The 22,920-nt window shown below is 71.3% G+C and carries 25 protein-coding genes and 1 tRNA gene; 6 read left to right on the top strand and 20 right to left on the bottom strand.

Going from position 1 to position 22,920, the window contains the following annotated elements:
• Positions 1–14: 14 nt before the first annotated feature.
• The 3 genes from IPH07_38705 to IPH07_38715 all read left to right on the top strand — a co-directional run bounded on the left by IPH07_38705 (position 15) and on the right by IPH07_38715 (position 2,739).
• Positions 15–365 (top strand): copper-binding protein, encoded by a 351-nt coding sequence (locus IPH07_38705; GenBank protein ID MBK6923384.1) that lies wholly within the window; start codon positions 15–17, stop codon positions 363–365.
• 89 nt (positions 366–454) lie between these two features.
• Positions 455–1,864 carry a hypothetical protein gene (locus IPH07_38710; GenBank protein ID MBK6923385.1) on the top strand — a complete coding sequence of 470 codons (1,410 nt, stop codon included), beginning with the start codon at positions 455–457 and terminating at the stop codon, positions 1,862–1,864.
• Positions 1,861–2,739 (top strand): hypothetical protein, encoded by an 879-nt coding sequence (locus IPH07_38715; GenBank protein MBK6923386.1) that lies wholly within the window; start codon positions 1,861–1,863, stop codon positions 2,737–2,739. The genes IPH07_38710 and IPH07_38715 overlap by 4 nt, the downstream gene beginning before the upstream one ends.
• 44 nt (positions 2,740–2,783) lie before the next feature.
• Here IPH07_38715 and IPH07_38720 read toward each other — a convergent pair whose 3' ends face one another.
• The 16 genes from IPH07_38720 to IPH07_38795 form a co-directional block, all read right to left on the bottom strand.
• Complete coding sequence (locus IPH07_38720) at positions 2,784–4,319, bottom strand: serine/threonine protein kinase (protein MBK6923387.1); 1,536 nt, start codon at positions 4,317–4,319, stop codon at positions 2,784–2,786.
• Between the two features lie 57 nt (positions 4,320–4,376).
• Positions 4,377–4,838, bottom strand: a complete 462-nt coding sequence (locus IPH07_38725; protein ID MBK6923388.1) for an SRPBCC domain-containing protein — start codon at positions 4,836–4,838, stop codon at positions 4,377–4,379.
• A complete protein-coding gene (locus IPH07_38730; protein MBK6923389.1) occupies positions 4,835–5,158 on the bottom strand; it encodes a winged helix-turn-helix transcriptional regulator in 324 nt (107 codons plus the stop codon). Before IPH07_38730 ends, IPH07_38725 begins: the two co-directional genes overlap by 4 nt.
• Before the next feature lie 79 nt (positions 5,159–5,237).
• On the bottom strand, positions 5,238–6,323 hold the full coding sequence (locus tag IPH07_38735; protein MBK6923390.1) for a hypothetical protein: 1,086 nt from the start codon (positions 6,321–6,323) through the stop codon (positions 5,238–5,240).
• Positions 6,320–7,534 (bottom strand): hypothetical protein, encoded by a 1,215-nt coding sequence (locus IPH07_38740; GenBank protein ID MBK6923391.1) that lies wholly within the window; start codon positions 7,532–7,534, stop codon positions 6,320–6,322. Before IPH07_38740 ends, IPH07_38735 begins: the two co-directional genes overlap by 4 nt.
• Positions 7,531–8,109: an RNA polymerase sigma factor gene (locus IPH07_38745; protein ID MBK6923392.1), complete on the bottom strand. Its 579-nt coding sequence runs from the start codon at positions 8,107–8,109 to the stop codon at positions 7,531–7,533. Before IPH07_38745 ends, IPH07_38740 begins: the two co-directional genes overlap by 4 nt.
• 48 nt (positions 8,110–8,157) lie before the next feature.
• Complete coding sequence (locus IPH07_38750; GenBank protein ID MBK6923393.1) at positions 8,158–9,255, bottom strand: hypothetical protein; 1,098 nt, start codon at positions 9,253–9,255, stop codon at positions 8,158–8,160.
• A gap of 67 nt (positions 9,256–9,322) precedes the next feature.
• Positions 9,323–9,817, bottom strand: coding sequence for a hypothetical protein (locus IPH07_38755; GenBank protein MBK6923394.1), 495 nt, complete (start codon positions 9,815–9,817; stop codon positions 9,323–9,325).
• A gap of 174 nt (positions 9,818–9,991) precedes the next feature.
• Positions 9,992–10,780 (bottom strand): hypothetical protein, encoded by a 789-nt coding sequence (locus IPH07_38760; protein MBK6923395.1) that lies wholly within the window; start codon positions 10,778–10,780, stop codon positions 9,992–9,994.
• Between the two features lie 125 nt (positions 10,781–10,905).
• Positions 10,906–11,538, bottom strand: coding sequence for a hypothetical protein (locus IPH07_38765; GenBank protein ID MBK6923396.1), 633 nt, complete (start codon positions 11,536–11,538; stop codon positions 10,906–10,908).
• Between the two features lie 49 nt (positions 11,539–11,587).
• Positions 11,588–12,721: a glycoside hydrolase family 5 protein gene (locus tag IPH07_38770; GenBank protein ID MBK6923397.1), complete on the bottom strand. Its 1,134-nt coding sequence runs from the start codon at positions 12,719–12,721 to the stop codon at positions 11,588–11,590.
• Between the two features lie 29 nt (positions 12,722–12,750).
• The gene (locus tag IPH07_38775; GenBank protein MBK6923398.1) at positions 12,751–14,238 is read right to left on the bottom strand and encodes a PQQ-dependent sugar dehydrogenase; all 1,488 of its coding nucleotides are present in this window, start codon (positions 14,236–14,238) and stop codon (positions 12,751–12,753) included.
• A 97-nt stretch (positions 14,239–14,335) separates the two neighbouring features.
• Positions 14,336–15,328: a hypothetical protein gene (locus IPH07_38780; protein MBK6923399.1), complete on the bottom strand. Its 993-nt coding sequence runs from the start codon at positions 15,326–15,328 to the stop codon at positions 14,336–14,338.
• Positions 15,329–15,366: 38 nt separating this feature from the next.
• Positions 15,367–15,711, bottom strand: coding sequence for a helix-turn-helix transcriptional regulator (locus IPH07_38785; GenBank protein ID MBK6923400.1), 345 nt, complete (start codon positions 15,709–15,711; stop codon positions 15,367–15,369).
• A complete protein-coding gene (locus IPH07_38790) occupies positions 15,698–16,153 on the bottom strand; it encodes an SRPBCC family protein (protein ID MBK6923401.1) in 456 nt (151 codons plus the stop codon). Before IPH07_38790 ends, IPH07_38785 begins: the two co-directional genes overlap by 14 nt.
• Before the next feature lie 246 nt (positions 16,154–16,399).
• On the bottom strand, positions 16,400–16,585 hold the full coding sequence (locus tag IPH07_38795; protein ID MBK6923402.1) for a hypothetical protein: 186 nt from the start codon (positions 16,583–16,585) through the stop codon (positions 16,400–16,402).
• Between IPH07_38795 and IPH07_38800 the strand changes: the two genes are divergently transcribed.
• Both IPH07_38800 and IPH07_38805 read left to right on the top strand, forming a co-directional pair.
• The gene (locus IPH07_38800; GenBank protein MBK6923403.1) at positions 16,568–17,965 is read left to right on the top strand and encodes an ankyrin repeat domain-containing protein; all 1,398 of its coding nucleotides are present in this window, start codon (positions 16,568–16,570) and stop codon (positions 17,963–17,965) included. The two genes, IPH07_38795 and IPH07_38800, sit on opposite strands and share 18 nt — an antisense overlap.
• Before the next feature lie 80 nt (positions 17,966–18,045).
• The gene (locus tag IPH07_38805; protein ID MBK6923404.1) at positions 18,046–19,302 is read left to right on the top strand and encodes a beta-lactamase family protein; all 1,257 of its coding nucleotides are present in this window, start codon (positions 18,046–18,048) and stop codon (positions 19,300–19,302) included.
• Positions 19,303–19,338: 36 nt separating this feature from the next.
• Here IPH07_38805 and IPH07_38810 read toward each other — a convergent pair whose 3' ends face one another.
• Entirely contained in the window at positions 19,339–20,976 is a 1,638-nt protein-coding gene (locus IPH07_38810) for a hypothetical protein (GenBank protein ID MBK6923405.1), read from the bottom strand.
• Positions 20,977–21,240: 264 nt separating this feature from the next.
• Entirely contained in the window at positions 21,241–21,399 is a 159-nt protein-coding gene (locus tag IPH07_38815; protein MBK6923406.1) for a hypothetical protein, read from the bottom strand.
• A 63-nt stretch (positions 21,400–21,462) separates the two neighbouring features.
• Here IPH07_38815 and IPH07_38820 point away from each other — a divergent pair, with 63 nt between their 5' ends.
• A complete protein-coding gene (locus IPH07_38820) occupies positions 21,463–21,705 on the top strand; it encodes a hypothetical protein (GenBank protein ID MBK6923407.1) in 243 nt (80 codons plus the stop codon).
• 11 nt (positions 21,706–21,716) lie between these two features.
• On the opposite strand, the gene IPH07_38825 is transcribed toward IPH07_38820, so the two are convergent.
• Positions 21,717–22,706 carry a hypothetical protein gene (locus IPH07_38825; GenBank protein MBK6923408.1) on the bottom strand — a complete coding sequence of 330 codons (990 nt, stop codon included), beginning with the start codon at positions 22,704–22,706 and terminating at the stop codon, positions 21,717–21,719.
• A gap of 98 nt (positions 22,707–22,804) precedes the next feature.
• Positions 22,805–22,878: transfer RNA gene (locus tag IPH07_38830), tRNA-Arg, on the bottom strand.
• Positions 22,879–22,920 lie beyond the last annotated feature (42 nt).

Consider the following 22,920-nt stretch of genomic DNA (forward strand, 5'->3'; position numbering starts at 1 on the left):
CCCGGCCGCCCGCGATGGCACGAACACTGGCGATGCCCACCATCCGCCGCGAAACACCCGACCGCGACCGCCGTCGCGTCGTGGCCGGCGTCGTCGGGGCGCTGGCGCTGGCGCTCGCGGCTCCGGCGCTCGCGAGCCGGCGGCGCTTCGACGCCCGCGGCGTGATCAAGGCCCTCGCCGACGATCGCACCAGCGTCGACATCGCCCACGAAGCCATCCCCGATTTCATGCCGGCGATGACGATGACCTTCACGGCGCGGCCCGCCCAGCTGCGCGACCTCGCGGTGGGTGACCGCGTGCGCTTCACCTTCGAGCAGACCGACGACGGCGACCTCGTGGTGCGCAGCATCGCCGCCCAGGGCTGACGTCCGTCGGGTCGACGTTCTTTCGGGGGGCGCTGGCGCCGGCGCACGGTTTCGGTGCGCGCGGATGGGGCTCTGTTATCCTCGCGGCCTTGGTGCGTCGCAACCCCGGACTGCTCGGCGTGACCCTGCTCTGCGGCTGCTGGAACGGCGCGGCCGCCCTGCACAAGCCCTGCGAGGTCGATGCGCAGTGCGGCCGCGGCCAACGCTGTAGCGCCGACGGCTTCTGCGACGGGCCGCCGACGACGACGTCGTCGGCGTCGTCCGATGGTACCGACAGCGATGGCGCCTGCGCGGCGGTGTTGTCGAACACCTGCGATCCCACCGCGCGCATCGATGCGCACACGCTGTCGTCCACGCCGATCGTCAACGCCGACTTCAGCCGTGCGCTGGCGGTCGGTGCCGCCGACCTGCTGGGCGACGATCGCATCGAGCTGGTGGTGCTGAGCCTCGACAACTACAACGTCTCGGTGATGGAGAACGTCGGCGGCGGCAACTGGCAGGCCGGCGCCGCACCGTACTCGACGCCGATCACCGATCCGCGGGATCTCGCCGTCATCGACGTCGAGACCGATGGCGTGCCGGAGTTCTTGCTGCTGGCGCAGAACGGACAGGTCGACGTGGTCGGTTGGGACGGCACCAGCGCCACCTCCCGGGCCACCGTGAACGTGGCCGCCGACGACCTCCTCACGCTCAGCGCGACCAACATCTTCGGCGACGTCGGACCCGAGCTGCTGCTCGCCGGCTCGAGCGCCTTGTACGTGGTGCCGAACATCGCTGGCAGCTTCCAGGAGGGCGACGTCCGCAAGCGTAGCGGGAGCTTCTACAAGCCGTGGGACATGTTGGTCGTCGGCGGCGCGGTCACGCGGGTGTTGTTGCCGGAGTCCGATGACATGTCGTTCTCCGGCGCGCTCACGCAGCAGGTGCAGGTCGTTCGCATCGATGGTGGCGATCTGACGCTCGACGAGCCGCTCGCCACCGATCTGCAGAACCCCTGGGCGATCGCGCAGGGCGACTTCTTCGGCGACGACGAGCTCGAGGTCGCGGTCGTCGAGCGTCGGCTCGACAGCCCGGGCGACGTCAACTACACCGACATCACGAACTCGCCCGGTCGGCTGCGCTTCTACCGTGTCGACGATACCGGCATGACGGCGCTCGGCGAGCCACTCGAGACGGCGATCGGTCCGGTCGCGCTGCAGGCGGCCGATCTCGACTGCGACGGCAAGTCGGAGCTCGTCATCGCGAGCACCGGTCCCGCGGGCACGAGCGCGGGGCAGAACCAGGTCTTCTTCGGCAGCTGTGACCCGCTCCCCCAGGCGTCACGGCTCGAGACCTTCCCCGATGCGGGCGGCGTGGGTGTCGTCGCGGGCACGCGGATGGCGGTCGCCGATTTCGACGGCGACGGCCTGCTCGAGGTCGCGATCCCCGATCTCGGCAACCTCGCGGATCCCGAGGCGCCGGGCGAGCGCGTGGTGCTGGTGGGGGTGGAGGCAGCACCATGAAATCGACGCTCGTCGCGATGACCATCGCGATCGCGATGGTGGTGCCCGCTCGGGTCGAGGCCCGCGCACCCGCGGCCGAGCCTGCGCCGGGCGAGGCCGATCCGCTCGAGGTCGCCAAGCAGCGGCACCTCGCGGCCGCGACCAAGTACGACACCGCCGACTACGCTGGCGCGATCGAGGCCTGGCAGGACGCCTACGACCAGCTGCCGCGAACCGCCGACGCCAATCCCTACCGCGCGCTGATCCTCTTCAACATCGCGGCCGCGCGCGAGAAGCTGTTCGAGCTCCGCGGTGACGTCGCCGAGCTCAAGGCAGCGAAGATCCTGCTCGAGAAGTTCGACGGTGCGATCGACGAGATCTACGCCGATGCGCCGGAGGAAGGCGCGGCCGAGCGGGAGCACGTGCGCGAGAAGATCGCACGCATCGACGCGCGGATCGCCGAGGCGAGCAAGCCGCCAGAGCCCGCACCGGAGCCGCAACCAGCGGCGAGCGAGCCGACGCCGGTCGCCCCCGCCGATGCCGACACGCCGCCGCGTCGTGCCACGCCGGGTCGCGGCCTGATCATCGGTGGCGCCGTCGCGCTCGGGCTCGGTGTCGCGGCGGGTGCGGGACTCATCGCGTCGGCGCTGGTCGGGCGCAAGTCCAACTCGTTGGGCGGGCTCGCGGACACCGATCTCGCCGGACGTCAGGAGCGCTTCGATCGTGGGCGCAGCGCCAACGCCGGTGCGATCGCCTCAGCGGCGATCGGTGTCGTCGCGCTCGCGACCGGTGTGGCGTTGGTGGTCGTGGGCAGCAAGCGTCGGGCCCGCAGCGTGGCGTGGCAGCCGCTGCTCGAGCGCGGCACCGCCGGGCTCGGGCTGTCGGGCCGCTTCTGATCGCAAGTGAGCTCGCGGGGCGCGGCCGCGGCGTGCGGCGGAGCTCATGGGTCGGGCCACTCGAAGGTCTCGTCACGTCGCTGCGGGGTCTTGCGACGCGCGGGCGGGGCCTCGAAGGGTTCGCGGAGATCGGTCGGTGCGGCCTTCGAACGGCCGCCATCGCGGTTGCGGTTGCGATTGCGGCTCGAGGGTGGCGGTCGTACGTCGCGCATGATCGTGCCGTCGCCGGTCGTCGGTGGTTCGCCGGTGGTCGATCCGCCGTGCGTGGCCTCGTCGGCCTCGTGTGCGAGCGGCTCGGTGGGCGGTGGCGAGGTCGGCGGATCGACGGACGGCACCGGTACCGCGACGGCCGGCGCAGCTTCGATCTCGACCACGGCATCGTCCTGCGCGGCACGATGGCGGCGCTTCGACCACGTCGCGAGCACACCACCTGTCACCAACGCCACGACCACGGCGCCGACGATCCACCACGTCGTCGGCGCACGGCTGCGATCGAGGCGTGCACGCTCGACGACCGGGGGCAACGGCGCGGCGTTCGACGTCCCCGGGACGACCGGTGGTGCCGAGGCATAGCGCGCGCGCAGCTCGGGCGACGGCTGCGGCGGCGGCTCGAGCGGCACGAACGTCGCACCACGCGCGATGCCGTGCCCGTGCAGTGCGCCGCGCAACGCGTCGGCGTCGGGTGGACGCAGCGCACGGTCCTTGGCCATGCACCACATGACGATCGCCTCGAGCTCGGCCGGTGCATCGGGCACCCGCATGCGCACGCTCGGGGTCGGCTCGAACAGGTGGCAGTACATCAGCTCGACGCTGGTGCGCCGCCGCCACGGTGGCTCGCCGACCAGCATCTCGTACAAGATGGCACCCAGGGCGTAGAGGTCTGCGCGGGCGTCGAGCGGATCGCCGCGGATCTGCTCCGGAGCCATGTATGCCGGCGTGCCGAACACCGCACCCACCCGCGTCAACGCGCGATCGCTGGGATCGATGGCGGTGGCCTTCGCGATCCCGAAGTCGATGATCTTCACGCGGACCGGACCGGCGGCGTCGTCGAGCACGAACACGTTCGAGGGCTTCAGATCGCGGTGCACGATGCCGGCGCGGTGGGCGTGGCCGAGTCCGGCGGCGAGCTGGTCCACGATCGTGCGTGCCGTCGTGCCGTCGAGGCGTCCGCGCTGGCCGATGTGCTCGGCCAGCGTGCGGCCAGTGAGGCGCTCCATCACCACGAAGGGGGCGCCGGCCTCGACCAGGCCGAAGTCGGTGACCGCGACGATGTTGGGGTGCTCGAGCCGCGCGACGAACTCGGCCTCGCGCTGCAGTCGGGTCGCGACGTCGTCGTGTACGGCATTGGGGGCGATCAGCTTGATCGCCACACGTCGCTTGATCGCAACGTGTTGGGCCTCCCAGACCTCGCCCATCGCGCCCCGGCCGAGCAGCGTCACCAGTCGGTAGCGCTGCTCGAGCACCTGTCCGGCATGGAAGCCAGCGGTCCCGCCCGACTCGGTCTGCGCCAACTCGGCCGAGGTGAGCCCTGCGACGGTCTCGTCGGTCGAGGCGGAGCGGTTGTCGGTGCCCTGCGACACGCGTGCCGGCGAGCTTAGCAGGCCGCGTGTCCGCGCGCGTCGGACCGGCGCGCGCGGCTACCCCCGGGTGGCCGCATCCGCGAAGCCCTCGAGGATGTCACCCCAGCCGCCCTTGCTGTCGAAGGCCGAGCGCATCTGCTCGGCAGCGTCGCCGTAGGCCTCGAGCTTGCGATGCTCCAGCTCGACGCGCGTGTGATCTCCCTCGGCGAAGAAGCGCACATCGACCTCGGTGTCGACCTTCGGATCGAAGCCCCAGGTGCTCGAAATCTGCCACCGCAGCACGATCCGTGAAGGCGGCTCCACCAGCACCACGCGGCCCCAGTCGCACTCGCTGCCGTCTTCGCCGCGCTCGTACCAGCGCCCGCCCGCACGCAGCTCGATGATCGCCGACACCGGCGTCGACTTGCCGATGTGGTGGGTCGCGAGCGGCCACCAGGTCTCCATGCGGTTCGTGAAAACGTCGAAGGCGACCGCCTGCGGGGCGGCCACCGTGATGGTCTTCTTCACCAGGATCGTCATCGTCGTCGCTCCCTCCGTGCGGCGGCCTCGGCCGCCTCGCGAAATGCATCCAGTGCGTCGGTCCAGAACCTGTCGAGCCAGCTGCGCAGCGCCGTGAGTCCGCTGGGGTCTGCGCTGTAGATCCGCCGCGTGCCCTCGGCACGCGCGCGCACCAAGCCGGCGTCCTCGAGTACCCGCAGGTGCTGCGACACCGCCGGCCGACTGACCGGTAGGCCCTCGGCGAGCTCGCCCACGCTGCGGGGACGCCGGGCCACACGCTCGAAGATCTGGCGGCGCGTGCCGTCGCCGAGCGCATCGAGCACTTGCGCTGCGTTCGTCATGGCTTACCGTAAGTAACAGCTTACCATTGGGTCGTCAAGCCATCGCGGGCCGGTTTGGGTGCGGCGTCGCGTTCGACGGCTACGGCGCCACGCCACAGTCGCCGCCGGGGGTGCACGGCTCGCAGCCCCAACGGAAGTGATCGAGCAGCACCACCGAGTCGATCGACGCGTCGCCCTGATCGAACAGCGCGGCCACGATCGTCGCGGTCTCGCCACCATGCACCGGTGCGCGCAGGGTCAACCATCCGGTGGTCGCACCGACCGGACACGACGGCGTCATCGCACCGTCGAGCTCGCACGGCAGCCCGGTGCCACCGTCGAAGCCGGTGCGCAGCAGCATCGGGTCGTCGCCTTGGTGCGCGACCATGAGCCCCGCGAGCGAGGTCGTGTCGAGCCGTCGGCCTTGCACGGTCGTGACGTTGCCGGTGAAGGCCTCGCTCGAGAGCCACACCACGAAGGTGTCGTTGGCCGCGGCCCCGATGCGCTCGGGGAACTCCGCCGACAGCCACGCGAGATCGATCGCGAAGTGACCGGCGGCCTCGGGCACCGCGACGTCGACCGACCACCACAGCAGATCGTGGGCCGGGCCGCCGTCCGTCCATGCCTGCGCCAGCGTGTCGGAGCAGTCGCCGATGCCGTCGCAATCGAAATACGGGGCCCCGCCGGCGCCGTCGTTGCTGCCGACCGCGGTCACGATCGGTGCGGGCAAGCTCGCATCGTCGGGGTTGTCGTTGGCGGTGCCGGGCTCGGCGGCGCCGATGGGCTGCGCGACCTGCCCGCCCGCCGCGGCCTCCGCGAGCACGCCGGTGCCGAGCACCAGCAACGCGTCGCCGAAGCGGGGCGCGAAGAAGGCGTTGCCGAACTCATGGGCACGACGCCACGCGGCGCCGTCGCTGCTCTGAAAGGTCGCGGCCGCGACACCGGGGTAGCAGGCCAGCTCGAACGCACGCAGCGGATCGGCGAACGCGTCGCAGCTGGGATCCGGCTGCGGCAACACGCAATCGCCACCGAGGTCACCGTCGTCGCTGCCGACGGTCGCATCGCCGGTGCCTTGGCTGCCGCCGGCGTCGCCGCTGCCGTCGTCCCGCGACCCCGCGACGTAGGTCACCCAACAACCCGAAGCTGCGCCCAGCCACGCCGCCGCGATCGCGTGCACGCACCTCATGGGGATCGCAGCTTGGCAGCGTAGGCGCTGCGCGGCCACCGGCGCAGGAACGCCGCGGTCGCCGCGTCCGCATCGGCATCGCGGTCGAGCGCGCGCAGGGCTCGGATGCGACCGAAGCTGGCCTCCTCCGCGAGCGAACCCTTGCGTCGCAGGTAGCGATCGAAGGCGGCCAGCGCCGCACGGGCCCGACCGCGCTCGAGCTGCACCTCGCCGAGGGAGAGCAGGGCCGCGAGCGCCAGCGCGCTGCGAGGGTGGGCGTCGACCAGTCGCTCGTAGGCCTGCGCGGCACCGCCGAGATCGCCCTCGGCTCGCAGCGCGCGCGCCCGTGTCAGCAGCTCATTGGCGGCCGGCTCGCTGCGCGGACGATCCGGCCGGATCGAGGTCTCCGCGGCGTCCGCGGCCAGCCGCTCGCCCGCACGCAGCGTGACCACGTCGTGGTCGTCGCGGGTGATCGCCGCGCGACCACGCACGACGTCGATCGCCCAGCGCCGCTCGTGCACCTGCAGCACCACCTCGCTTTCGGCCTCGAGCACCACGCGGACCCCTGCGACGATCACCGGCCGCAGGTGGGCGATCGTGGTCGCGGTGTGAACGCGGGCCTCGCCGTCGGCGAGGGTGAAGCTCGAACCCTCCGCGGGCGCCTGCACGACGAACTCGCTGCCCGCGGTCACGCACACTCGGGTCTCACCTTCGCGCGCGCAGGCCTCGGTGCGCGCGCGCGTGGTGATGCCGGGCGGGAGCGGCCCCGCCGCGACGTCGATCGCACCGCGATCGAGGATCCAGCCGGGATCGGTGCTCGGCAACGGCGTCGGGGCCGGCGCGGCCGCGTCGGTGGGTTGCCACTGCGCCAGCGGTGTGGCCCACGGCTCGAGCGGCGCGAGTTCCGAGGCCGGCGACCACGGCTGCCACCACGCCAGCGACAGCAGTACCACGGCGGCCGCGGCGGCGAGCGTCGGTGCGAGCCAGCGCGTGGGCCGACGCGGCAGCGCTTGCTCGACGGCCGCCGCAATCGCGATCTCGTCGTCGACGGTTGCGGTGGTTGGCGCATCGATCGCGACGCGCAGCTCCGCCAGCAACGCGTGCTCGAGGCGGGCTGCAGCGTCGCCGGGCACGTGCGTGGCGACCAGCGCCTGCTGCACGGCATCGGCCTCGTCGATCGCGGCGGCATCGATGGCCGCGCGCCAGCGGGCGTCGTCGAGTCGCTCGATCACGAGGCGTCCTTTCGGTGATCGGGCTCGGTGGGTGCGACGCGGCCGAGCGCTGCGTCGCGTCGCATCGCGCGACGCAGCTCGTGGAGCGCCTTGAGAATGCGGGACTTCACGGTCGGCACCGGCGCGCCGGTGAGCTCGGCGATCTCGGGCAGGGTGTACTCGAGCGCGTGACGCAGCACGAACGCGGTGCGCTGCTGCTCGGGCAGCGCGTCGAGGTACGTGAGCAGCGGTCGCGGCAGCGCATCTTCGCCGCGGGTCGCGTCGGCGCCGTCGTCGATGGGTTCCGATCCGACGCCCGCGGTCGCGGCCGCGCGTCGCACCTGGGCGCTGCGCAGCCAGTGGCATGCCGAGCGCGCAGCGATGCGTGCGACCCACCCGAGCAGTGGCCCCTCGCCGCGGTAGTTGCCGGCGGCACGCAGCACCTCGACCAGTGCACCCTGGCCGACGTCGGCGGCGTCGGCGGGGTTGGCCACGAGGCGGCATGCGACGGCGCGGACGGTAGGCATCGAGATCCTCGCGAGCTGCTCGGCGGCGCGGCGATCACCCGCGGCCACGCGGGCGGTGAGGGCGTGCATGGCCGGGCGGTCGTCGGCTGCGGGGGTTTCGGGGCGCGCCACGACGGGTCACCTGTCCCCGTGGCGCGCCGACGGCCGGCGTGGATGAAGAAATTCGCCGCCGAGTCGCACCCGGATCCCGAGGAACGCCGTGGCGGCGGCCGGATGGCCCCTCAGGAGCCGTTCACGGCCCGTGGGCCCGTCGACGACCAACGTGGCGTTGCGGCACCACGCATCGACGCGGGCCAGCGCCGTGAGTCCGACGCGGGCGGTGAGCGCGACGTCGATCCCACCGCCGGCCGTGACCGCGGCGCGCAGGCCCCAGCCGCGCCCGAAGCCGCGCAGCTCCCAGCCCATGGCCTCGATCACGCCACCGATCAGGATCGACGGCCGCACCCGCCGCCCCGGTCGCAGCGTCACGCCCACGGCAGCGTCGATGCCGACGCGCGTGATCGTGAGCGCATCGCCGGCGTGTTGCGGCGGCGCCCAGGCCAGGCCGAGCGCCACCGTCGCACGCGAGGGATGCACGAGGTGGGCACGCAGCGCGGGCGCGCTCTGCCACGGTGCTCGATCGGCGAGGTTGCTGCCGAGGTAGCCGAGCGCGACATCGACGTGGCTGCGCGGCGGCGCGACGACCTGTGTCGGTGTCGGCGACTCGTCGACGGGTACCCGCGCGGGCTCGGGCGGCACGGCGGGCTCGACCGCCGTGCTCGCGGCCTCGATCGAGGTCGCCATGCCGCGGACCATGACGCCGATCGACTCGGTCTGCGCGTCGCGATCGTCGACGTCGGGCAGCGTGCGTGCCCAGGCGCCGGCGTCACCGGGCAGCCACAGGTGCAGCGTCGCGATGCCGTCGTCGGCGACCACCCAGAACACCGCGCGCGCGCCGGGGGTCTCGTGCAAGCGATGCTCGGCCCACGCGGTGGGGTCGCGCAGGGCGTCGCCATCGAGCGGTCGCACGTCCGGCACCAAGGCGGTGCCGGCCAGATGGCTGCGCAGTGCCACCGTCACGTCGTCGATCGACAGCCCCAGCCGCGGGTCGACGCCCACCACCACCGTAGCCGCCTCGATGGGATCGCCGATGGCCGCGGCCGAGCCCGCTCCAGGTGCGCGCGCCGTCGCCAGCTGCAGCGACAGCGACAGGCACAGCCAGGCCCCGATCGCCATCGCGCAGCATCGTGCCAGATTTCCGCGGGGCCTCCGACCGGGCGTGCCCATGCCGGTGGCCGTGGGATCAGCGGCCGCGCATCGCCAGGCGTCCGACGCCGAGCAGGAGCAGGTCCTCGAGCACACCGCCGACCACGTCGGGCACACCGGTACGTCGGTGCAGGGCGCGGCGCGCCTCGAACAGCGCGAACGTGCTCGCGATCGCGGCCGCGCCACCGAGCACCGCGCCGAGCAGCGGGTTGTGATCGTCGTCGGCCGCAAGCGCCGCGCCGCTGGTCGAGCCCGACAACACCCGCGCAGCGACGCCGACCAACGCGGTGCGATCGCCAACGCCCGGTAGCTTGTCGATCACGGTCTCGAGCACCGCACCGCCACGGAGCAGCGCGACGCCGCGGTCGCTGGCCATCGCACGGGCGAGTCGCGAGCGGCTGGCTCGCGGTCGACGTCGCAGGTCCTCGGCGGCGAACAGGGCGGCCGCGGTGGTGCGCCCTCCGGCGAGCGCGCCCGCGAGGGCATACGAGAGGGCGTGGGAGAGTCGGCTTCGCTTCGTCGACGACGGCATCGCAGCCGCCACCCTTGCACGCATCGGGCCCACCGCCCGATCCTGTCCGGCTCCAACGACGCGCGCCGATGGTGCGCGCGCGGGCCCGCGGCGCCACCGCTCACCGTGGCGTCGTTCGCTTGTCCGCCGGCGAGCGCAGCGCGTGCGCTACGGTGCGCTCGCCACCGTCGTCGGTCAGCAGACCGGACAGCCGCAGCTGATGGCGCCGTCGATGTCGTTGCAGATGTCGAACGGTGCCTCGCACACGTCGGCACCCATACAGCCGCACGAGGGCACGCCTTCGCACGCGGGTGGGATCGGCGTGCAACGGGTCACCGGCGCGTGCGAGACGAACTGCACGCAGGCCTCGTCCGCGGGGCAGTCGCTGCAATCGGACACCACGTCGCACAGCTCCGCCGGGACGCACAGACCGCTCCAGCACGCGCCGTCGATGCTCGGCAGCATGCCATCGGGGCACTCCGGCGGCAGGGCATCGCACGCCACCTCGAGTGGGTTGCAAGGCAACGGCGCGAGCTCGCAGCTGCCGAGCTCGCACTGTGCGACCGGGTTCGACACGCCCAACGCACCGCAGGCGCTCTGGAGGCACTCCTGCAGATCGCAGTTGGGCGCCTCGGTACCCTGCAGGATCGCGAGGCAGCTGCAGCAGTCCTCGACGACGGTGCAGTCGCTCGCGGCCTCGCACGCGGTCACCGGCTCGCCGGTCGATCCATCGGCGCCGCTGCTCGACGCGTCGGCGCCGGTCGTGCTCGAGCCATCGGTGGTCGTGCCTGTCGAACCGCTGCCGTCGCTCGTGGTCGCGGTCGTGGTCGCGGTCGTGGTCGACTCACCGCTGCCGGTGCTCGACGAGCTACCCGTCGTCGTGCCGTCGCTCGTGCTCGAGGTTGCATCGCCGTCGTCGCCGCACGCGAGCAGGGGAACGAGGGCACACAGACACAGCGCCAAGGGCTTCGCAAGTCGTCGCATCCGCGGGACGATAGTCCACGGCGCGGCCGGCTGGGTAGCGTCGGGGTGCGGCATCGACTCGCCCATCGCCCGCAAAACTCGCGGCGCCGCGTCGACGAGGCCGTGAGGCGACGTGCGCGCCGAGCTCAGTCGCGCAACGCGAGCACCATCTTGCCGCCGCCGGCGTTGGCGGACAGGCCCTCGGCGACCCCGACGAAGTAGAGCGAGCGCCCCTGGTGATCGAGGCGCATCACGCCCGCGCTCTGATCGATCGCCGTCGCCGACGCGACGTCGCCGGTGTAGCTGCCCTCGATCGCCTCGACCGACGACAATCCCAGCGCCAGCACCACGCCCCAGCTGGCGGAGCCCCCGACCTGGGCGCCGATGCTGGTGTACTCGAGATCGAAGCTGCGCTCGCCGGCCACGCCGGCGAAGCGGATGGTGCCACTGCCGCGGGCGAGCTTCACCACCAGCCCACCCTCGCCCCAGTGGTACACACCGACGGCCTGCACGCCGCGCTCGCGCATCGCGGCCACGAACGCGGGCTGCTCGAGCAGCGCGGCCAGCTTCTCGCGCAGCACGACCTGCTCGGGGCCATCGATCGACAGCTTGCCGCTCAGCTCATCGACCTGGGCGCGGATGGCCGCGTCGTCGAAGCGCCCGGAGATCGCGGCCAGATCGGCAGCCGGCACGTGGGTGCGCGGCGCGACGTTCGGGCCGCAGGCGGCGATGCACGACGCGAGGGTGAGGCAGACATCGAGGCGTAGCGAGCGGAGCATCGCCGCGAACGGTACCAAGGCCGCGCGCCCGCTGCGATCGAGACGACGCCTACGGCGACGCGCAAAGCCGGCGGGGCTGCGTGTCGCGGAGCTGACGGCGCATGAACCACCCCGCCGTCGAGAGCGCGCTGGTGTCCCACGGCCCCGCGGCCGCGCCGGGTTCCTCGGCACAGGTGCCGCGACGCAGCATCGCCGAGCTCTCCGCGTCGTCGGTGAACGACCAGCCGACCCAGCTCACCTGCGGCTCGCCCGCGAGTGCGGCGAGGAACGCGGCGCCGTCGTCGTAGTCGTCGGGCGAATCGCCGGAGTAGCTGGCGGCGGCCCACTCGGTCACGAAGATCGGCAGTCGCGCGAGATAGGGCTCGATCTGCGACAACTCCATCGACGCCGCGTAGTAGTGGAACGTGTACATCACGTTGTGGGCGAGCTCGCCGGACAGCGGCGCGTCGGCGACGTCCGCGAGCTCGCCGGAGTCGTCCGGGGTTCCGACCACGATCACCACCTCGGGGTTGATCGCGCGGATGATCGGGATGATCTCGCCGGCGTACTCACGGATGCCGTACCACGCGACCTCCGAGGGCTCGTTGGCGATCTCGTAGATGACGTTGGGGACGCCGGCGTAGCGGGTCGCGACCGCGGTCCAGAACTCGCGCGCCTCGTCGAGGCGATCGTTGGGATCGAAGGAGGTCACGTGCCAGTCGATGATCACGTACAGGCCCCGCGCGATGGCAGCGTCGGCGATCGTCTCCAGTGCGTCGCGCATGCCCTCGGGGTCGTGCAGCCAGCCGCCCTCGGTGACGTACACGGGAATCCGCAGCAGGTCGACGTCGAGCCCGTCGGAGGCCAGCAGGAACGTCAACGCGTCGTCGTCGAGGCATGTTCGCCACGGGAACCACTGGATGCCCTGATCGGAGATGCCCCGTAGCTGCACGGGATGTCCGCACGCGTCGACGAGCTGCAGACCATCCACCGCGAGGCGACCGTGACGCTCGACCGGGGGCGCTTGGGGCATCGCGGGGCCTTCGTCGGTGCCGGCGGAGATCACGGTATCGTCGGGCCCCGCGTCGGCGTCGTGGCAAGCGATCGTGAGCGCAAGCCAGGCGAGCACGCCCGACACATGGCTCGCGCGGGCCTTGCCCGACGCGCCCACGGTGGTCGTCGTCGTCGTCGTCGTGCTCGCCATCGATCGCCGCCGCCCCGAGCGTGTCGCGGTCATTCGACCGGGACCACGCGCCACACGCGGCCGGTGAACGTGCCGCCACCCGCGAAGTAGACATCGCCCCATGCGTTCCAGCCGTTGCCGGTCGGTGCGGTGTTGGGGTCGATGAGCACGCCCAGCTCTTCGAGGTTGTCGCCGTCGTAGCGCAGCCCGCGGACCTCGCCGTTGCAGTAGTCCGAGAACAGGTACGTGCCGTCCCACTCGGGCACCTGACAGCTGCGATACACCGCGCCACCGACCACCGCACAGTCGCCGCCGCCGTGGCTGATCTCGACCAGCGGCATCGTCAGGCCGTCGGTGTTGGTCTGGTTGGGTTCGACCGGCTCACACGCGTCGGCGTAGCAGTGGAAGCCCTCCATCGAGTTCCAGCCGTAGTCATGGCCGGCCTCGATGCGATCGATTTCTTCCCACGCGTTCTGGCCCACGTCGCCGACCCAGATGTCACCAGTGCCGACGTCGACCGACCAACGGAACGGATTGCGGAAGCCGAGCGCGAAGATCTCGGGGGCGTAGTCGCCGTCGCCGACGAACGGATTGTCGGCGGGGATCGTGTAGTCGAAGGGTCCGAATTGCGGGCAGCCTTCACACGCGACCGGGTTGTCATCGATGCCGTCCGGCTCGACGCCGATGCGGAGGAACTTCGCCAACAGGATGCCAGTCACGCGCGCGGTGCTCTGGGTGCCGCCATCGCCCATGCCGATGAGCAGATTGCCGGTGGTGTCGAACGCGATGCCGCCGCCGTTGTGGTTGTACTCCGGCTGCCAGATGTCGAGGATGAGACGCTCTGAGTCGGGGTCGCCGACCCAGCCGTTCATCGGGTCGAGGGTGTATTCGTTGATCCGCGTGCGGCCGTCGGGCAAGGCCGTGAAGTTGACGTAGATCCGCGGGTCGTCGGGGAAGTTCGGGTGGAACGCGAGCCCGAACAGTCCGCTCTCGCCGCCGTTCTCGACGCCATCGATCTCGAGGATGCTCGGCACCACCGGCGAGGTCGTGCCGGGCTCGATCATCTCGATGGTGCCGGCCCGCTCGAGCACGAACAGCCGATCTGGTTCGGTGGGGTGTCCGAGTGCGAACATCGGCTCCTCGACGTCCTCGGCAACGACCTCGAGCGTCCACGCGCTGGGCCCCACCACGGCGTCGTATGGGCAAGGCGGCACCACTGGGCCGGTGTCGCCACCGCTGCTGCTGCTGCCGTCGGCGGAGCCCGTGCTGCTACCCCCGGTGCTGCCGGTCGCGGTGTCGCTCGCCGCCGAGGTGTCGGCGCCGGTCGTCGCCGTGGTGCTCGTCGCGGAGGTGACATCGATCGTGGTGCCGCCCTGCGTGGTCGAGCTCGAGGGTCCGCCGGTGGAGCCGGTGTCGGAGCCTGTGCTGGTGCCGTCGCTCGCAGTGCCGCCGTCGCCGCCCGATCCACCACACGCGGTCACCCACAGTGCGAGTCCGGCGAGCGCGTGGGAGGCCGTGACCTTCGAGGAGTGCGTCATGCTCCGCAGGCTAGCGCTCCGTGCCGGCGGCGAGAAGGTGTGCGCCGAACCCCAGCACGGGTGTCGCGGGCCCCCGCTGCGATCATGACGATCGCCACTACGTGATCGGCACGTCGAGCAGGTGGGCCACGAGGTCCGTGACCACGTCGTCGTCGCGGAGCGCAGCGGCGGTCTGCAGCTCACGACACAGCTCGGCGTCGTGGCGGAAGGTCGCCAGCGCGTGGGCGGCGTCCTGGGCGAGTGGTGTCGAGCCGTTGCGAATGCAATCGAGCAGGTAGGCCCACGCCGCGGTGTCGCGCAGCAGTGCGATGGCGAGCAGGCGCGTGCGACGAGCAGGGCCGACGGTGGTGTCGACGCTGTCACGCAGGAGTGCGAACGCGCCGGCCATGCGCGAGCCACCGAGCGCGAGCGCGGCGGCGTCCGCGAGCGCGGGATCCTTCCCTACCATCGCGGCGGCGACGACCTCGAGCGCTTCGTCACCGACCAGGTCGAGCAACGCCGCGAACAGCTCGCCGGTGACCTCGGGTTCCGGCTCGGGCAATGCCAGCCGCAGCCGCAGCAACGGCTCCCCGGTCATGCGATCGCCCGACGCTGCGATTGCACGCGCGGCCGCGATGCGCGGCGCGGCCTCGGCATCCGCCAGCAGCAACGCGATCTCGACCATCGCGCGACCAGAACGGGCATGCACGAGCGCCATGCCGCAGACGGCCCGCAGCTGCGCTGCGGTATCGGCCGATCCACCCCACACCGGCTCGCGCTGCACCCAACGTACACCCGCCAGGAGCACGTCGTCGTGCCAGCGCTCGAGTCGATCGAGCGCGCGTGCGATTGCGGTCTTGCCGTGGCAGCCGGCATCGCGCGCGATCGGATCGGCCGACAGCCGCGCGAACGCGTCGGGCAGCGCCGCGAGCAGCACGTCGTCGTCGCTCTCGAGCGCATCGGCGATGACGCCGATGGTGTAGCCATGGCTGCCTGCGAGCGCCTTGCGGAGCACCGCCGTGGCATCCGCAGCCTCGCGCTCGCGCAGGGCCTCGCGCACCGCCTCGAGCTGCTGCTCGACGCGGCCGCGCGGTGCTCGAGATCTCGCCATTGCCTGTGGGCAGCGTAGCAGTCGCGTCGACGCGTGGTTCAGTCTTCGACAAACGCGGCCAGTCGCGCGAGCGCGTCGTCCCACTGCTTCGAGATGCGCTCGAGGTAGTCGTGGGCGTCGTCGAGACGGCGCGGCTGCAGCTCCCACCGACACTCGCGGCCCCGACGGGCGCTGCGCACCAGGCCGGCCTGCTCGAGCACGTCGAGGTGCTTGCGAATCGCCTGTCGCGAGACCTCGGCCTTGTCGCTCAGCTGTTGGATCGAGCCCGGGCCGCCGCGACACAGGCGCTGCAACAGCTGCAGGCGCGTGGGATCGCCGAGCGCCGCGAACAATGGCGCCGCGTGGCGGGCTTCCGCCACCGACAACCCGCTAGCCCGTGACATGGCGTCCGATGTTCTCGAGCTGGGCCTGCCAGCCGCCGTCGTTCATGCGAAACGCCTCGTCGCGGCGGTGCGCCGGCAGCCGATCGAAGCCCGACTCGACCACCCGCAGCTGCGTACCCTCGGGCACCTCCTGCAGCTCGAACTCGACCAGCGTGCTGGGCTCGGCGCCGTAGTCGATCGCGGGATCGATCGCGTAGGGGTGCCAGCGAAACGCGAAGTGATGCGGCGCGTCGATGCGCTCGACGACCACCTCCATCGTCACGTGCTCGTACCCGGCGTGGGTGATCTTGCCGCGGATCGCCTGGCCGACCTCGAAGCGCCCCTGCAGCGCGACGCGGAACCATGCGTTGAACTCGTCGACCTCGGTCAACGCTCGCCACACGCGCGCCAACGGGGCCCGAAGGATGATGGACTTTTCGATGCGGTCTCGGCTCATGTGCAACCCTCTAGTTGCATGTCTAGCAGGCGCGTGGCGAAGGCGCAACCATTTGGTTGCGTTTGAAGTCATCGGCGCGAGGCTGCTATCCTGGGCGTGGCCGTGCTTCCGGGCGGCCCCCGATCCGCGGACAGGGCCGAGCCCACCTGGACTCCGACAACCAAGTCACGTGGTGCTTCGTCACCTCCAGTTGCCGAGTCAGCGCGGATCCATCGGCACGTCCTTCGAGGAGGCGGCCCCGTGCCACAGTCACTACCCCCACGTCCCGATCTCGAGCAGCTGCGTCGACAGGCGAAGGAACTCCTCGCCGCGTGGCGAGCCGAAGATCCCGAAGCGCTCGCGGAACTCGAGCACCATCACCCCCAGCACCGCACACGCCCGCGCGAGCCCGCGACGCTGCGGCTCGCCGATGCGCAGCTGGTGCTCGCGCGTCGCCACGGCCTGCCCAGCTGGTCTGCGCTGCGCGACGAGGTCGAGCTGCGCGCGCTGTCGTTCGTCGAACGGGCCGCGAAGCTGGTCGCGCACGCGGCCGCACCGGCGTCGTTGGGCGGTGAGGCGTGGCGCATCGCCAACCTGCTGCTGGATCGCGAGCCTGAGCTCGCCCGCGCCGATCTCGTGACTGCGCTGGTCTGCGGCGACGTCGATCGCGTGCGGTCGCGGCTCGCGAACGAGCCCACACTCGCGCATGCCATGGTGGGCCCCGGCGAGGGGCGGCCGCCGCTGTGCTGGGTGACGTTCTCCCGGCTGCATCGGCGCTCGCCGGCGATCGCGGCGGGTCTGCTCGAGCTGGCGGAGCTGCTGCTCGATCATGGCGCCGACGTCGACGCCGGCTTCCGTGGCGACGACACCTGGGACTCTACGTTGCGTCCGTTGTTCGGTGCGTGCGGTGCGGCCAACTTCCCCGCGCTGGCGGAGCTGCTGCTCGATCGCGGCGCGACCATCGAGGATGGCGAGTCGCTCTACCACGCACTCGAGCACGTCGATACGCGCTGCCTCGAGCTGTTGCTCGACCGCGGCGCCAACGCGGCGGCGACCAACATCCTCGCCCACGCGTTCGACGTGCCGGGCCTGCTTCGCATCGAGCTGCTGCTCGCCCACGGCGCCGACGCGAACGCTCGCATGCACGACGGCACGCCGATGCTGCACCGCGCGATCGTGATGCATCGCGGGCTCGACGTGATCGACGCCTTGCTCGCCGCCGGTGCCGATCCCAACGCGCTCGATCGGGCTGGACGCACCAGCGTCGAGGTCGCGCGCGTCCGCGGAGCGCCGGCGATCGCGGCGCGGCTGCAAGCGGCCGGGGGACGCGCGCGACCCAGTGCGCTGGCGGACTTCATCGACGCTTGCGGTGCCGGCGAGCTCGCACGGGCGCGGTCGTTGGCGGAGGCGGCGGGGCTCCTGGCCCAGCCGAGCTTCGAGGCCGTGCACGTGTTCCTCGAGCTCGTGGGTCGTCCCGAGCCCGCCCTCGCGCTCGCGATGATCGATGCCGGCTTCCCGATCGACGTCACCAACCATCGCGGCCAGAGCGCGCTGCACTGGGCGGCGTGGCGGGGTCGTGCGCCGGTGGTGCGACGCCTGCTCGCCGAGGGCGCACAGCTCGACCGCCGCGAGCAGCAGTTCAACGGCACGCCGCTCGCGTGGGCGGCCCACGGCAACCTCATGGCGCCGCGCGACGGCGGCGATCACCTGGCGGTGGTCCGCCTCCTGCTCGAGGCTGGCGCGGACCCGTCCGTACGCAACAAGTCGGGCGAGCCGATGCTCGATGAGACCGACGACAGCGAGGTCGCGGCGGCGCTTCGCTCGGCCGGCGCGTCGTAGCGGCCATCCGCTCGACCAACGTGGCACGAAATCCGCGCGCCGCCGGTCACACCCGGCGGGGGCGCCCTCCGTGGTTGCGCATGAAGCCGCTGCTGTTCACTTCGTTGGTGCTCGGTTCGACCCTCGCGCTCGCAGGTACCGGCCACGCCGCCCCCGTGCAGGCCGGCAAGCCGCCGGTACAGGCGGGGTCGACGGCTCCGACCCCACAGATCGACATGCGCTTGATCGTCGACCGCGTGATGCAGCAGCACACCAGCGGCGCCAACAGCTACGTCGGCGTGTCGATCGTCGTCATCAAGGACGGCAAGCGCCACCAGTTCCACTACGGTGAGGCCGTCGACGGCAAGGGTGCGAAGCCCAATGGCAACACCTACTACGCGATCGGCTCGGTGACCAAGACCTTCACGGGCACGCTGCTCGCGATGTTCGACTTCAAGCGGTTCGTCGACATGGACGATCTCCTCAGCGATCGCATCGGTGACAGCTACCACCTGCACGGCGGTCGCGAGCACATCACGCTGCGGCACCTGGGGCTGCATCGCTCCGGCTTGCCGAAGAACCCCCCCGGCGGTGCCAACGGCTACGAGACCGGCGACTACGAGGGCGACATGGCCGCGCTGCGCGAGTCGGTCCGCGACTGCAGCGCGACCACGTGCCAAGAGCCGATCGATGACGACGATGCGTCGATCTACTCGAACTGGGGCTTCGCCTTGCTCGCCGACGTCCTCGCCGACGCGAAGGGCCTGCGCATCGCCGGTGCGTTCGACACCTATCTCTGGAACCCGATCGGGATGAACGACACCGGCTACAAGTACTCGCTGCGCGACCCCACATGCCTCGCGGCCGGCACGACCTGCAACTACGACGACTACGGCAACTGCAGCTATGTCGCCGCGTGCAACGACACCTTCCATCGCCGTGCGGCGGTCGGCTACAAGCTCGCCAACGGCGCGCCGGTGCGCGGCGGCAGCGAGCAAGGCACGGGCTCGAATGACTACATCAAGAGTGGCTCGGGCACCGTCTGGTCGACGCCCAACGACATGAGCAAGTGGCTGGCGTTTCACATGGACGCCGACGGCGACCACTCCAGCGCGACGCGAACCATCGTCGCGGCCGCCCGCCGTGCGCGTACCGACGACGGCAGCGCGTTCCTCGGCAAGTACCAGACCACCGACGAAGGCCATCGCTACCTGCGCAAGGTCGGCAGCATCACGAATCAGTTCGTGACCTTCTTCGGCTTCACCGACGACCGCAAGGTCGGCGTGATCGTGTTCTCGAACCTGGGCTCGTTCAACGTGACCGGCGTCGGCGAGGATGTCATCGACGCGCTGAAGTGACGCGACTCGAACGAGCGCCGGTCGATCGTGGGTCGCTCACTGGGCCACGAAGTACTCGGCGACGATGGTGTCGTCCTGCCGACCGATCATCAAGAACTCGCCGTCGCGGCCGCTTTCGATGCGGGGGTAGCGGAGGTCGATCGCCACGGGTGCCGACCACTCGCCAGCGTCGCCGCAGGCGTAGTACCAGCCGCTGTAGTTCGCGTTGCCCTCGTCGCGGGCCCACACCACTCGGGCCCGCGCGGCCGCGAACGCTTGCAGGCTGGAGATCGAGGAGAACACGGGCTGGGTCGGATCCATCTCGGTGGTCGCGCCGAACATGTCGCCGTCGGCGTGGCGCACGTAGGTTCGCTCTGCGTCGTTGTGATACTGGGTCCACGCCACGGTGAAACCGTCGTCGTCCAGCGCGTGCGTGAACGAAGCGACATAGTCCGCGCCGGTCTGGCCCACGTTCACGATCTGCTTGGGCGCCCAGCCAGAGGCGACGTCGTAGCTGGCGGACCGAATGCTCGTCGGGTGCGCGTTCCAGGTGATCACGGCGCGACCCAGGCGGTCGGTCGCGACGTGTGTGCGATCGAGATCGATGCCCGAGTCGAGCGACGTGCCCGGCTGCCAGTTCGCGCCGTCGTACGCGAAGGCCATGAGCTGGCCGTTGTCCACGCCGAAGTCACCGCTGGCCATCACCGCGACGAACCGGTTGTCACCGAGCGAGACCACGCTGGCCGGGTAGGCGAACGGCAGCGCCATGTCGTCGACCGGCTGTGTCGTCCACTCGCCGGTGGTGCGCGCGTGGTGGCGCAGCTCCAGATCGTTCTGCGCGACGTCCATGAAGAACGCCGCGTCGCCGCTGGCGCGGTCCTGTGCCCAGCTGACGCCGAGCCCGTAGGTCTCGATCGGTCCGATCTCCTGGGGCTCCGACCACGTGTCGCTGGCGACGTCGTAGAACCAGATCATCGTCGACGACAGGCCGAGCTCGTACTCGTTCTCGGCCACCACCACCGCGTTGCCGGCGTCGTCGACCGAGATCTCCGTGGACCTCGCGCTGACGAGCGTGCCGGGCAAGGTGCTCACGCTCCAGTTGGTCGCGGACGCGTCGTAGCGATGCACGCGGATCTCGGCTGGGCTGTCGAGGTCGCCGGTCACGACGAGGGCGTCGCCGTCGGCATCGACCGCGGCGTTCGGTTCGGCCAGGTACCCCACCTCGCCAGCGACCTCGAGCTCGACGGTGTCGGACCAGGCCGAGGTGAGCTCGTCGTAGACGGCGACGCGCAGCCCTCGATCTCGTCCGCTACTGTAGTACCAGAGCGCGAGTCGGGTCGGCCCGCCGAGGTGATTGCGAACCGGCAGCGGATCGTAGCCGGCGTCCTCGAGCACGCGCGGACCCGTGCCGACGAAGCCACACCACGGTGCAGGCGGTTCGCTGGGCCCTGTGGTCGAGCTGTCGCCACTCGATGCGTCGTCGGTGGTCGAGCTGGGCGCGCCGCTGCTGTCGCCGGTGACGCTGTCGATCGTCGTCGATGCCGGCGGGTTGTTGCCCGTCGAGGACGACCCCATGTCGCCCTGCGTGGTGCTACCGCCGTCGCCGTCGCCACCCGCTGCGTGGCAGGCCACGAGCATGCACAGGCTGAGGTGGGTGGTGCGGCGAGGGGAGAGCAGTCGGAACGTCTTCGTCATCGGTATGCTCCCGCGAGCGCGCGAGGTACTCCCCCGGTCGACTCGCGGGGCCGCGCGATGATCACGAGATTCTCTGGGCCCTCGCGGCGCGGTGCTGAAGTGCCTCGCGCTCACGCCTGGCGATACCGATAGGCACCCCGGCGCGGAGTCCGTGGCGTGAGCCGCAGCGCACGGCGAACCGCGGTCGTGCAGCGGCATCTACAGGCCAGCGGCCGCATGGGCCGCGGAGCCCCGATGACACCCACGCGCCACCTCCTCCTTCCTCTACTCGTCGTTCTCGGTTGCGACGCCGCCACGGACACCGCCAGCGGCGGTGGCGAGCACCGCAGCGTTCACGATGGCATCGCCCTCTCGAGCGAGATCGAAGATGGCGAGGTGCACACCCTGCTTCGGCGTGACGGCCAAACCATCGGGAGCGCGCATGCGGGTCCGGACGGCACGTGGCTATCGATCGACGGCGACGACGAGCTCCATCTCGAATCGCAGATGGTGCGACCTGTCGAAGAAGCGCTCCCGGCTCACCAGGCGAGTCTGGCCGCCATCGCGAGTGGCATCGAAGGTGCGCAGGACGAGTCCTGGCGTCGTGCCTCGGAGTGCTACTGGTTCGAGTGGACCGGCTCCGACTTTGCTTCGTGCATCTTCTCGCGCTGTGGCGAGTGTTGGGCGAACGACTGCGTGCCCTCGGGACTCGGTGGCGTCGAGAGCCACGAGATCCACAACTGCGGCTGAACCCCCGCGAGCTACCGCGGCAGCAGGGTGAACGGCGCGAGATCGATCGTGCGCGTCGGTTCGTCTGCGTTCTTGCAGCCGCGGCACACCGTCAGCGGCAGCTCGAGGGTGCGCAGGCGGGCGAACGCTGCGTCGTCCTCGGCCGTGTTGGCGCCCAGCGCCTCGAGGCCCAGGGCCCCGTAGATCCGCCCCTCGGGGTTCATCCCGCGCAGCGCGTCGCGCAGCAGATCGGCACGGCCGGCCACCACGAGTTCCTGCGCCGCGCGGCGCCCGGCGGGTGGTGAGCCAGCGGCGCCACAGGCTCGACCGAGCACGACGTCTGCACGCGGATCGGTGAGCTGGTCGTAGGACACTCGCAGCTCGGCCGGCACGTCGGCGCTCGAGCGGGGCCCGAGCGCCGCGGCGAGCGCAGCGGTGGCCACGCTCGCACGCGCGGTGTCGTGTTGGGTGAGACTCGCGACGGCGTCGACCCGCACGAAGCCCCGACCCGAGAGCGTCGCGGCGTCGATGGTCGCCATCACCGGCGCGAGCTCCGGCCAGCTGTCGCTCGTGCGACAGGTCGCGCGCACATCGAAGGCCTCGTCGCCGTGGGCCAACGCGTCGAAGCTGCAGAAGCTGTAGTGGCCGCGGCCCATGCAGTGCTCGCGCCGCAGCGCGAAACCCAGCTCGAATGTCGAGCAGGTCCCACCGCCCTGCGAGAAGGTCGCGCGCGCGGTCTCGATCGAGGTCATCGGCAACGTCGCGACGACGCGCTCGAACAGCGCGATGTCCTTCGCGAGCTCGTCAGCGTCGATCGAGGGCGGCAGTGCGAGCGCGGAGACATCGATGGCGCTCTGCTTCGGCGTGGGTGCGGCCCCGTCGGCGGGTGCCGGCGCGTCGGCGGGTGCCGGCGCGTCGGCGGGTGCCGGCGTCGCCGCGGCGACGGGCTCGAGCGTCACGGACGCGGGCTCGCCCGCCGGTGCGCATCCGAGCACGAGCACCGTCAGCCAGACGATCTTCATGCCCCCGAAGACGGTCGACGGGCGGGATTGATCACCGCGGCGCCGCGGCGCCACGCGTCGAACCAAGCAAAAGACCGCCCGTGGGCGGTCTCCTGCAGCGCATCCGGAAGGATTCGAACCTCCGACTTTCGGTTCCGTAGACCGACGCTCTATCCAGCTGAGCTACGGATGCGTGGGCGCGTCGACATCGTGCGATGACGAAGCGGGCCGGGAA

It is taken from the genome of Deltaproteobacteria bacterium, from assembly GCA_016709225.1.
GTDB lineage: Bacteria > Myxococcota_A > Polyangia > Nannocystales > Nannocystaceae > Xiheibacterium > Xiheibacterium phototrophicum.